This is a genomic window from Variovorax sp. GW821-FHT09B01, assembly GCF_059418345.1.
Window position 1 is genome coordinate 607078 of sequence record NZ_JBWKPQ010000002.1, and the last position, 10696, is coordinate 617773.

General features: G+C 71.3%; 11 protein-coding genes. All 11 read right to left on the minus strand.

Translation table 11 applies throughout. From position 1 onward, the window contains the following. Positions 1-31: 31 nt before the first annotated feature. Positions 32-550, minus strand: coding sequence for an RNA polymerase sigma factor (locus AC07RV_RS09910; RefSeq protein WP_218159363.1), 519 nt, complete (start codon positions 548-550; stop codon positions 32-34). Next, positions 547-1143 (minus strand): secretin and TonB N-terminal domain-containing protein, encoded by a 597-nt coding sequence (locus tag AC07RV_RS09915; protein ID WP_296787981.1) that lies wholly within the window; start codon positions 1141-1143, stop codon positions 547-549. The genes AC07RV_RS09910 and AC07RV_RS09915 overlap by 4 nt, the downstream gene beginning before the upstream one ends. A gap of 231 nt (positions 1144-1374) precedes the next feature. Beyond that, on the minus strand, positions 1375-1608 hold the full coding sequence (locus AC07RV_RS09920; RefSeq protein ID WP_093341882.1) for a hypothetical protein: 234 nt from the start codon (positions 1606-1608) through the stop codon (positions 1375-1377). Between the two features lie 26 nt (positions 1609-1634). Next, the gene (locus tag AC07RV_RS09925; protein ID WP_093341880.1) at positions 1635-2177 is read right to left on the minus strand and encodes a YbjN domain-containing protein; all 543 of its coding nucleotides are present in this window, start codon (positions 2175-2177) and stop codon (positions 1635-1637) included. A 46-nt stretch (positions 2178-2223) separates the two neighbouring features. Beyond that, positions 2224-3165 carry a peptidylprolyl isomerase gene (locus AC07RV_RS09930; protein ID WP_296787976.1) on the minus strand — a complete coding sequence of 314 codons (942 nt, stop codon included), beginning with the start codon at positions 3163-3165 and terminating at the stop codon, positions 2224-2226. 22 nt (positions 3166-3187) lie between these two features. Then, the gene (locus AC07RV_RS09935) at positions 3188-3958 is read right to left on the minus strand and encodes a hypothetical protein (RefSeq protein WP_296787973.1); all 771 of its coding nucleotides are present in this window, start codon (positions 3956-3958) and stop codon (positions 3188-3190) included. A gap of 10 nt (positions 3959-3968) precedes the next feature. Continuing rightward, positions 3969-5768, minus strand: coding sequence for a putative porin (locus AC07RV_RS09940; protein ID WP_093342445.1), 1800 nt, complete (start codon positions 5766-5768; stop codon positions 3969-3971). Positions 5769-5818: 50 nt separating this feature from the next. Next, on the minus strand, positions 5819-6565 hold the full coding sequence (locus AC07RV_RS09945) for an energy transducer TonB family protein (RefSeq protein WP_256222422.1): 747 nt from the start codon (positions 6563-6565) through the stop codon (positions 5819-5821). Between the two features lie 10 nt (positions 6566-6575). Further along, the gene (locus AC07RV_RS09950) at positions 6576-6986 is read right to left on the minus strand and encodes an ExbD/TolR family protein (RefSeq protein ID WP_057590202.1); all 411 of its coding nucleotides are present in this window, start codon (positions 6984-6986) and stop codon (positions 6576-6578) included. 10 nt (positions 6987-6996) lie between these two features. Continuing rightward, positions 6997-8880: a DUF2341 domain-containing protein gene (locus AC07RV_RS09955; protein WP_296787966.1), complete on the minus strand. Its 1884-nt coding sequence runs from the start codon at positions 8878-8880 to the stop codon at positions 6997-6999. 77 nt (positions 8881-8957) lie between these two features. Next, positions 8958-10649 carry a ShlB/FhaC/HecB family hemolysin secretion/activation protein gene (locus AC07RV_RS09960; RefSeq protein ID WP_093341877.1) on the minus strand — a complete coding sequence of 564 codons (1692 nt, stop codon included), beginning with the start codon at positions 10647-10649 and terminating at the stop codon, positions 8958-8960. Positions 10650-10696: the final 47 nt, after the last annotated feature.

Below are 10696 nucleotides of genomic sequence, written 5' to 3' on the forward strand. Positions count from 1 at the left end.
GCCCGGAACTGCACGGCGGCGATGAGGATTTTCATCGCGTGCGCTCCACGATGTACTCGTGCGCGCGCCGCAGTTCGCGGTCGACCAGGCTCAGCGACACGCCGAGCCGGTCGGCCACCTCCTGGCGCGGCATCTCGTCGACGCGCACCAGGATCAGCACGTGGCGCCGGCGCGGCGGCATCTCCTCGATGATCGCGGCCAGCTGCGCGAGCTCCGAGCGCCCCAGCGCCTCCTGCGCCGGGCCGGGCGCGGGATCGCTGAGCTCGGCGAACACCTGCTCGACCTCCTCGCCGTTCATGAAGCGCGCCTCGGCCCGGATGCGGTCGAGCGCCACGTTGGTGGCCATGCGCATCAGGTAGCTCAGTGGGTACTGCACGGGCTCGCGCGGGTCCTGCGCCTCGGTGGCGCCGGCCTGCAGCCGCAGCCAGGTGTCCTGCAGCGCATCGCCCGCGAGGTCGGCACTGCCGAGCTGCAGCGTGAGCCGGCGCTTGAGGTCGTCGTAGCGCCCCACCAGGTAGTCGCGCAGCATGCCGAAGCTGGAACCGCTCACCGTGCCGCCCCCATGCGCGCATCGCAGTGCCAGCCGCCGCCTTCCGCGCGCGGCGCGATCAGCATCACGTAGGGCGGCTGCTCGGCGCCGGCCAGCGGCGGCCGGCCCAGCTGCACATCGGCCAGCGCCGCGAGCACGGCGCGGTCGCGCGCGGCATCGCCGGTGGAACCGAGCAACAGCGGGCGCACCACGCGGCCCTGCGCATCGAGGCCGAAGCGCAGCGCCGCGCGGAAATCGCCCGCGGCCAGTCGCGGGTCGCCGCAGAAGGCCTCGTTGACACGCGCCTGCACCAGTCCGTCGTCGGGCCCCGGTGCGCGCGCCGCTTCGGCCGGTGCTTCAGCGGTTGCCGGCGCGCCGGGTTCGAGCACGAAGGCATCGGGCGCCGTGTAGTGGATCGCGAGGCCGGTGCCCTCGAGCAGCCGCTGCAGCGCCACCTCGGGCGTGTAGCGGCCCTGCACCGCCGCGCTGCTGCGTCCCGCGATCGACTCGGCCGTGTAGAAGCCCGAGCGCCCGGTGAGCGCGCCATAGGCATCGAGCGCGCCCTGCAGCGGCTGCACGCGCAGGTCGAAGCGCAGCAGTCCGGCGGACGGCATCGTCGAGGGAGCGGATGGCAACGCAGGTTCTGCGGCGGCGATCGGGTTCAGGAACGCCATGCACCCCGCCAGTGCGAGCGCACCGGCCGACGGGACCGTGGTTGCCATACGCGGGACATGCTCATGCCATTTCGGAGGAAGGGAGCGAAGCGGCGGCACCGCGGCGCGGCCGTTGTTCGGCGGCGATGCTAGGCAGAAAGTTTGACGGCGGCGTGACGCGCGCCGCGCGTTTCACTTCGGCCGCGTCGGCGCGAGCGCGCGCCGCGCCGCGTTGAGCTCGGCGTTGGTGATGTGCAGGTCGGCCATGACGCGCGCGAGCATGTCGAGCAGCGCCTCGCGCTGCCGCAGCCGCACGGTCTCCGCGCGCCGCGCGCGCTGCACCTGGCGCGCGGTGGCGTGGATCGCGCGCAGCGTCGGCGAGTCGTGGCCGTCGAAGGACTCCCCGGAACGAAGGCTGTCGGGCATCGCGCTGGGATGCGTTCGGCGCGCGCTCAGGCGGCGGCTTCGACCCGGTCGGCGGCACCAGCGGCCGGCGCTGCGCCGTTGGCGGCATCGCCGCGCGTGGCGGCGGCCGGGCCGTAGTTGCGCAGGTGCAGGAAGAACTCGCCCATCATCTGCATCCACAGGCGGGCGCTGAACGCGAGGTGCGCGGGCGTCACGCCGCCAGCGACCACCACGTCCATCTCGAGCACCACGAAGTCGCCGTGCTGCGCGACGCGCGCGAAGCGCTTGCTGCGGTGCCAGGCGGCCAGCACGGCCTCGGGCAGCGTGCCGCCCTGCACGTGCAGCGGGCAGCTGAAGGTGAAGTCGGTGTACTGGGTGGTGGTGACGGGATTGCCCCACAGCACCTGGAAGCCGATGCCGTGGCTGGCGCTGTGCAGGCGGACCACGCCGTCCTGCTCGATGGTGGAGACGGCGGCGCCGGCGGCCTTGATGGCGTCGGAGACCTGTTCGGGCGTGACCGCGTCGAGCAGGTCGAGGGCCTCGGCGGGCGTGGCGGCGGCGGTGGTGGTGTCGGTCGGGGTGTTGGTCATGAGGTTCCCTGTCTGTGGATGGTGGTTGTTGGTTGTGGAAGGCGGTTCAGTTGGTCTTGCGCAGCGCGGCGTCGAGCGCGGCGGCATCGATGCTCAGCTGCGTGGCCGGCGCGAGCTGCGCCAGGTGGGCCTGGATCAGCTGCTGCTGGCGCTGCTGGCGCAGCGCGGCCTGCAGCTGCGGGCGCATCTCGTCGAGCGTGGCGGTGCGCGCGGGCTGGCTCTCGAGCAGCTTCACGACGTGGAAGCCGGCGGCCGATTGCACCGGGTCGCCGACCTGGCCGGTCTTGAGCTTGCCGACGGCATCGCGCACCTCGGGCAGCATGCGCGCGAGCGGCAGGTTGCCGACCTCGCCGCCGCGCTCGGCGCTGCTCTTGTCCTGCGACTTCGCACGCGCGAGCGCGGCGAAGTCGGTGCCGCGCGCCTCGCGCGCCAGCTTCTGGGCTTCCTCGCGCACCTTGGCGACGGCCGCGGGCGCGGTGTCGGGGGTGGCGAGGAAGATCTGTGCCACGCGGTAGGTGGCCGGCAGGTTGAAGCCGGCCTTGCCCTGCTCGTAGGCGGCGGTGAGTTCGGCATCCGACGGATAGCCCGCCGGCACCTGGCTCACCGACTCGAGGTAGCCGGTGGTCACGATGCGGGCCGTGAGCTCGCGCACCGCGGCGTCGATCTTGGCCTTGACCTCGGGCTTGTCGGTGAAGCCCTTGTCGCGTGCCTCCTTCAGCAGCGCTTCGCCGAGCAGCCGCTGGCGCAGCCAGCCCTCGACGCTGGCGCGGTTGTCCTTGACGGCCGCGCGCTCGGCATCGGGCAAGGCCTGCAGCAGCTTCTCGACCTCGTCCTGGCGCACGGTGAGGTCACCCAGGCGGGCGACCACCGGTGCGCCCGTGGGCGCGGCGATCTGCTGCGCCGCGGCGCCGAGGCAGGCCGACGAGGCCAGCAGCAGCGCGGCCAGCGTGCGCAGGCGCGCGGGAGCAAGGGGTTTCTTCGGGTTCATGGGCTGGGTTCCTTCTGGCCGCTCACTTCGCGGCGGGTGCCGATGCGGCGGCAGCCGGCGGCGTGGCCGCGGCCTCGGCCGGCTTGGGTGCGTTCACGGCGCGCGCGTCGAAGCGGCCTTCGTACAGCTTGTCGCCGTACTGCTGCGCGATCTGCTCGAACTTCACGCGGCTCTGGGCTGCGAACGGCTGGCGCGCGGCGAACACGCTGCCCATGTCCATGGTCTCGTAGGCGCGCAGCACCTCCTGGCCCACGGCATAGAGCTGGGTGTTCTTCGCCTCGCACTGGGTCAGCGCGGTGCGCTGCGTGCCGGTCTCGGCCACGAGGCGCTGGCGCTCGGCTTCGGAAGCGCGCGCGGTGCGCAGCAACTCCTCGTAGGCGCTGCGGAACTGCGCGATCTGGCCGCCGGACTTCTCGGCCGCGGCCTGCGCCTGCTGGCGGATCTGCTCGACGCCGGCACTGGCCTGCTCGCGCGCCTGGCGTTCGCCGGCGAGCTGGGACTGGGCGCGCGCGAGGTCCTTGCGCAGCGCCTCGACTTCGGCCGCCGGTGCGGGCGCGGCTGCGCCCGGTGCCGCGGCGACGGGCTTGCCGGCCTTGAGCGCGGCCAGCTCGTTCTGCGCCTGCTGCAGCTGCGAGGTGGTGATGCGCAGCTGCGCACGCAGCCGCTCTTCCATGCTCTGCGCACCGGCCGCGGCCGGCGCGCCCTGGGCGTGCGCGCCGCCGGCCAGGCCGGCCAGACCGGCGAAGGCGAGCGCCAGGACGAGCGCTGGGGTCTTGAAATGGGATCGGGCCACGGCGACGTCCTCAGAAGCGCGCATTGAGTTCGAGCTGCAGCGTGTCGATCGACAGCGGCGGACCATAGACCTCCTTGGTCGAGATCCAGCGGCCGGTGAACCAGAGGTTCTTGTCGAACGCGTACGAACCGCCGAGGAAGTAGCCGCGTGCATTGGTGCCGCCGCCATGGAAGGTCGAGTCGTTGTAGCCGTCCGGCAGCGCATCGGGTTCGATGCGCTTGTAGCCCGCGAGCACGTTCCAGTCGCCGCGCGCGGCCGGTGCCGGGCGGCCGTAGGTGGCCTGCAGCATGAAGGCGTTGCCGCCGCTCTTGTAGTCGGCCTGGGTGGTGCCGCCGGTGTTGCCGAAGTTGTTGACGATGGCGCCGCGGATGCCCGCGCGGCGCCAGATGTCGTTGGCGTCGTAGGCGGTGTTGCGGATGAAGTTGGCGTCCAGGCGCAGGTTGTTGCCCGCGACCTTGGTGTCCCAGCGCATGTTCAGGTCGACCAGGCGGAACTTCGAGGCCAGACCCACGTACTGCGGCTGTGGCGTGCCGGCCGGGTTGAGCGGGTCGAGCGAGATGTCGCGCAGCAGCATGAGCGTGTTGCCCTTCTGCATGAAGGCCGGGCGCGACCAGTCGGTGCTGCAGCCGTCGGCGCCCGCGTACAGCGCGCAGGGCTCGGAGACCTTGCCGCTGATGTTGCGGAAGTTGTAGTACGCGAGCGCGCCGCGCAGGCGGTTGTCGTCGTCGATCTTCCAGTCGGCGCCGACCTGCGCGCCGAACAGCCACTTGTTCTCGCTCTTGGCCTTGTCCTGGCTGCGGCTGGGCGCGTTGTCCGAGGAGTACTCGAGCGGGATCAGGCCCACCGTGCCGAACAGCGACAGGTCCTTGTTGCTGGCCAGCGCCTTGTCGAACTGGAACGCGATGCCGTCGAAGTTGAGGTCGCTCGAGAACAGCGTGTCGGTCGACATGAAGGGGTTGCCGAAGCGGCCGCCCGTGACGGTGAGCCAGTCGACCGGCTTGTGCGAGATCCACATCTGGTCGAGCCAGACGCTCTTCTTGCTCAGGCCGCCGCCCAGGGTCTGGGTGGTCGAGACCGGGTTGTCGTCGCTGCCCGAGGCCAGGCGCACGCCGGCCTTGGTGTTCTCGCTGAGGTCCGCGAAGATGCCCACGCGGGCCCGGGCGCGGAACAGGTTGCGCCGGTCCTGGCGCGTGTTGAGCAGCGAGGGCAGCGCGAGGTTGGTGTTGGGGTTGACGTCGTAGCCGCTGCTCTTGTTGAGGTCGGGCCAGTTGATCTCGATGTTGCTGTTGTTGCCCGCATAGCTGCGCGACTCGTTGCGCACGCGCACGTCGCCTTCGAAGCGGATGCGCTTGCTCCACTCGGGCGTTTCGTTGGGCGCGGCCCAGCCTTCGTCCTTGGCCTGCGCCATGACCTGGGCCTTGACCTCGTCGCGGATCTGGTCGCGCACGGTCTGCGAGATGTAGGGCACGCGCACGTCGCCCGGCTCGAGCCGCAGGCCACCGGCGCTGGCGCCGGCCACGGCACCGGCCGACACGGCGGCCAGCCGCTGCTGGGCCTGCTGCGAGGCCATGGCTTCGGCCTGGGCCTGCGCCAGCAGCGCCTCGCCCACGTCCTTGGCGAGCGTGCCGCTCTGGATCAGGCCGCGGATCAGCTTGACCATGGCGGTCTCGCCGGCCGGTCCGGCCGGGGCCGACTGGGCGGCCGCGCCGCCCGCGGCCAGCGCGAAGGCCGCGGCCACCGCGGCGGCCAGCGCGCCCTGGCGCAGGGCCGGCGCGAGGCGTCGGGCTGGGGAATATTTGGAGGGGTTCATCGCTTCGTTCACAGGATTGAATGGGGGGATGGGCGGGGCTTCGGCGTGCGTCACTGCCGGCGCCCCTTCATGGACACGCGCATCGGGAAGCGCAGCGAGGCCGGTGGCTTCTCGTCGAAGCGCTCGAGGCCGCGCACCATCGCCAGCACCGCTTCGTCGATGTCGGTGGTGCCGGTGCCGCGCACCAGTTGCGCCCGCGTGGTCCGGCCCTCGGCGTCGAGCCAGATGTCGATCTGGATGTCGTCGAAGCCCAGGTTGCGGGTGCGCGGGTCGCGCAGCAGCGCCTGCTGCAGCACGCTCGCGGCATAGCGCGAGAACGAGCCGCTGCCCAGGCCGCCGCCGGCACCGGTGCCGCTCATGCCGCCGCCGCTGCCGGCCTGGATGCCGAAGGCATCGCTGCCCGCCTGCGCGGCGCTGTCCATGGTCACGGGGTCGCCGAGGTCCTTGTTGGGACTGGGCGGGGTGTCGTCCTTCGGCGGCTCCAGCGGCTCGATCGGCTTGGGCTCGGGCTCGGTCACCGGCTTGATCTTTTCCGGCTCGGGCTCGGGCAGCTTCTCGGGTTCGGGCGGCGGGGGCGGTGGCGGCGGCAGCATCAGCGTGGGAGCGTCGGCCACCACGCGCTTCTGGCTCGCGGTGTCGGCCAGCAGATACCACACGAGCGCCGCCAGCAGCGCCAGCAGCACCGTGCCGATGGCCCAGCCGCCCCAGCGGCGCCACAGCGCGTGCGCGTCGGCAGGCGCGCCGCCGCCGGCCGCGGCGCGGCCCTCGAAGGCGAAAGTCGGATCGCGAGGTTTCACGCGCCGGTCCTCACTTCTGCTTGCCGGTCACGAGGCCGATCTGGTTCAGCTCGATGCGGCGCAGCAGGTCCAGCACGTCGACCACCTTGGCGTACTGCACGCTCGAATCGCCGCGCACGATGACGGGGAAGTCGGGCGACAGGGCCTTCTCGGTGCGCAGGCGCTCCTCGAGCTCCGGCAGCGAGACCGGGTAGGCGTCGAGGAACACGTTGCCCGCGTTGTCGATCGTGATGGCCTTGGTCTTGGGCTTCTCCAGCGCCACCGAGGAACTGGCCTTCGGCAGGTCGACCTTGATGCCCGGGATGCTGGCGTTGCTGGTGAGGATGAAGATCACCAGCACGACCAGCAGCACGTCCACGAACGGCGTGATGTTGATGCCGCCGGTGCGCTTGCGCACGGCGAACTTGGCTGCGTTGGGCATGTGCGTCGCCTCAGGCCGGAACCTGTGCCGGCGAGGTCCAGCCGCCACGTGCCGCGTTGTCGTCGGCCGTGCGGCGCGCGCCGCCCTGGGCCGCGACGGCCGCGGGCACCGACCTGCCCTCGCCCTGCTCTTCGGCCAGGCGCGTCACGAACTCGTCGACGAACACCGCCATGTCGGCGCCGATGGCGTCCGAGCGCGAGGCCAGCCAGTTGTAGCCGAACAGCGCGGGGATCGCGACGCCCAGGCCGGCGGCGGTACACAGCAGCGCGGCCGCCATGCCCGGTGCCACCGAGTTGATGTCCACGGCACCGGCCATCGCCGCCACCACGAACACCAGCATGATGCCGATCACGGTGCCGAACAGGCCGACGTAGGGCGCGCCTTCGATGGTGGTCGACAGCCAGTTCATGCGCTTGGACATGCGCTCGGTCTCGCGCACCATCACGCCATCCATGGCGGCGCGGATGGCGCCGATGGTCGCGCTCGACACGGCGCTCAGGTCATAGCCGCGTTCGTGGCGACGGCGCATCTCTTCGATCGCCACCTGGTACAGGCGCCACAGCGAGGAGTCGTCGCGGACTTCCTGCGACACGGTGTTGCTGATCGCGAGGCGGTCCAGCGGGGCGCCGGCGGCTTCGCGGAAGTGCTCGATGAAGCGGGCATTGGCGCGCGAGGTGGCGCCGTAGCTGCGGCCCTTGCCGATCATGATGGCCCACGACAGCACCATCATCAGGCCCAGCAGGCCGACGACGATCCAGGCGTCCAGCGGCATCGCGGCCAGGATGAAGCCGAAGTGGCTCTTGCCGGCCTGCTGCTCGTCGGCACCGAAGGCCGTGAGGCGCGATTCGGCGCCTTGCGAGACGGCGTCGGCCAGCAGCAGCGCATCGCCGCGAGCGACCTTCGACAGGCGCACTTCGTCGATCGCGCCGGTGAACGGCGCCCAGGCGGCGGGTGCGGGAGCGTTCTGGCCGGCGGCCGGTGCGACCGGCGTGGCGGCCACGTCGGCGCCGAGCGCGGCGGCCGTGTTGAGCGCCGGCAGGCGCGCGGCCAGCGACACCGCGGGGCGGCCGCCGACGTACAGCGCGACGCTGTCGCCCTCGGCCTTGACCGCGATGTGCGACCACTGGCCGGCCTGCACCGGCTGCGCCGGGGTGCTGCGCTGGCCGTTGACCTGCACGAAGGGCACGCCCTGGTCGATGCCGACCAGCAGTTCGCCCGCGCCGTCGCGGCGCGCATAGATCACCTGGCGCGCGCCGAGCTGGTCGGGCCGCACCCAGGCGGAGAAGGTGAAGCTGGAACCGGCGGCCAGTGCCAGCGAGGGCGTGGCGGGCAGCATCAGCGGCGCACCGGCGAACTGCGCGCCCTTGCCGATCACCGTGCCTTCGGCCGGCACGGTCGGGGTCTGGCCGTTGTTGCCGTAGGCGGTCGTGTCGCGCGGCGGCACCGCGCCTTCGGCGAAGTGGTAGACCAGCGTGTAGTCGGGATCGAAGCTGCGCTGGCCATTGCCCGAGGCCGGGGCCTTGGGGTTGCCGTAGTACATCCAGAGCTTCTGCGGCGTGCCGGCCGAGACGTTGGGCACGTCGACCCAGACCAGCGCGATGCCCAGCAGCGGATCGAACTGCTCGATCTGGTGGTTGAGCACGGTCTTGTCGTCGCCGGCCACGAAGCGCAGGTCGGCACCGGTCTCGCTCACGCCTTCGAACTTGAAGTTGCCCGTGTGCAGGCGCACCAGCACCGGCACGCGGCCGGCGTCGCTGCCGATGGCGCCGGCCTGCGGGCCGCCGTCCACGGTGATCGGCTTGCGATAGGCCCATTCGGGCTGCCACCATGCATGGGCCAGGCCCGGCAGGAGCGTGCTCAACAGCGTGAGCGCGAGGAAAAGAAAGCGTCGCATGACAGGGGTTCTCCGGAAAGCTCGTGGAAAAAAATTCTTGAAAGTGGCGTTGCCGCGTTCGGATTCGGGTTCGGTGATCAGTAGCTGGCGTTGATGCTGAAATTGACCTGCGTGTCGCCCTTCTTCGTGCGCGGGCCGTCCTTCAGCGGACGACCGACATCGATGCGGCCCGAGAAGTACTGGCCGACCTTGAAGGTGGTGCCCAGGCCCACCGAGGCGAGCGCGAAGCGGTCGGCCTGTTCGGGCAGCGGGTTCTTCAGGCGCAGACGCGCGCCGTCGAAGAAGGCATAGGCGCGCCAGCCCTCGACCCAGGGGTTGAGCCAGGTCAGCGGCGGCGTGCGCCATTCGACCGAGCCGACCACGCCGTAGTCGCCGGTGGCCTCGGCCGAGAGATAGCCGCGCACCGAGTTCATGCCGCCGCCGGCGATCTGTTCGCTCGACACCAGCGGCGAGTCGGTCATCTGGCCGTTGACGCGGAAGGCGAGCTGCGAGCCGCCCTCGAAGGTGTAGCTGCCGTTGAGGTCGGTCTTCAGCACCATGAAGCTCGGCGAGGACTTGTAGCGCTTGTAGTCGAACTGCGCCTGGTCGCTGCCGTAGCTGAAGAAGCTGCGCGTGCCCACCACCAGCGACACGCCCACGCCGTACTGGCTCTTCTCGGTCTGGCGCAGGCCCGAGTACGACAGCGTGATCGGCGCGTACTTGAGCGGCACCTCGTCGCTGCTGTTCTTGAGCGTGAGCGCCTCGCGGTTGTTCTTGAGGTCGACGCCGGCGCTGAACGAGTGCCACCAGTTGCCGGCGTTGGGCACCGTGTAGGTGGCCTTGATGCCGAGCGAGTGGCCCTTGCCGAGCACGTCGGTGCCGCCCACGGTGGCCACGTTGCTGTCGGACCAGAAGGCCGAGCCCTCGAGCGACCAGTTGCTGTTGGGCAGCGGCGCCAGATACGAGGCCGACACCACCTGCGTCTGCTTCAGGTCCTGCGGCGCGCCGAAGAAGCTGATCGAGGCGCTGTGCCCGAGCTGCCACAGGTTGTCGTGGCCGATCGAGGCCGAGGCGCGCAGCTTGCGCGTGTCGGCGCTGTAGTCGTTGTTCAGGCCGACGCTGGCGCGCCACGGGCTCTGGTCCTCGACCTTGAGGTCCACGTCCATGGTGCCGGGCATCGCGCCCTGGCGCACCAGGGGCATCACCTGCCGCTTCGGACCGCGGTTGAGCGCGGCGAGCTGCGACTGGGCCTTGTTGAAGTCGGGCACGGTGCCCTCCTGCAGCGCGGGCACCTGGTCGCGCACGTCCAGCGGCGAGTTGTACTCGGCGCCGACCACGCGCACGCGGCCCACGCGGGTCTCGCTGACCTGCAGGAACACCACGCCCTGCGCGACCTGCTGTTCGGGCAGGTCCACGTAGACCGACTGGTAGCCGGCGGCCTGGTAGGCGGCGAGCAGCGCGTCGCGCGCGCCCTCGATGTCCTTGAGGGTGCGCTCGGGACCGAGGAAGGGCGTGACCGCCTTCTCGATCGCGCGGGCGTCCAGCGCGGTGTTGCCGCGCACGATGTATTCGGTGACGTCGACCTTTCGTTCGGGTGCGGCCGGCGCGGCAGCTGCCGCGGCCGCGGGGGGCGGGTTCTGGTTCGGGGCCTGGGTGTCGGCGGGTGCGGCGGCCGCCGGCGCGGTGTCCGCGGCTTGCGCCGACGCGACCCCGTGCGCACTCAGCGCCAGCACTGCCAGCCACACCGCTCTCCAGCACATCGGTGGGGCGTTCTTCTTCAAGTCATGCATTTCCAGCTCGGTTCTCAAGGATGAAGCTCGCTCGGCAGCGGCCCATG

Bases quoted from the DNA above. Each gene is read 5' to 3' on its own strand.
- AC07RV_RS09930 (WP_296787976.1), bottom strand. From the start codon at position 3,165: ATGAACCCGAAGAAACCCCTTGCTCCCGCGCGCCTGCGCACGCTGGCC.
- AC07RV_RS09960 (WP_093341877.1), bottom strand. From the start codon at position 10,649: ATGCATGACTTGAAGAAGAACGCCCCACCGATGTGCTGGAGAGCGGTG.
- AC07RV_RS09940 (WP_093342445.1), bottom strand. From the start codon at position 5,768: ATGAACCCCTCCAAATATTCCCCAGCCCGACGCCTCGCGCCGGCCCTG.
- AC07RV_RS09955 (WP_296787966.1), bottom strand. From the start codon at position 8,880: ATGCGACGCTTTCTTTTCCTCGCGCTCACGCTGTTGAGCACGCTCCTG.
- AC07RV_RS09915 (WP_296787981.1), bottom strand. From the start codon at position 1,143: ATGCCGTCCGCCGGACTGCTGCGCTTCGACCTGCGCGTGCAGCCGCTG.
- AC07RV_RS09920 (WP_093341882.1), bottom strand. From the start codon at position 1,608: ATGCCCGACAGCCTTCGTTCCGGGGAGTCCTTCGACGGCCACGACTCG.
- AC07RV_RS09950 (WP_057590202.1), bottom strand. From the start codon at position 6,986: ATGCCCAACGCAGCCAAGTTCGCCGTGCGCAAGCGCACCGGCGGCATC.
- AC07RV_RS09925 (WP_093341880.1), bottom strand. From the start codon at position 2,177: ATGACCAACACCCCGACCGACACCACCACCGCCGCCGCCACGCCCGCC.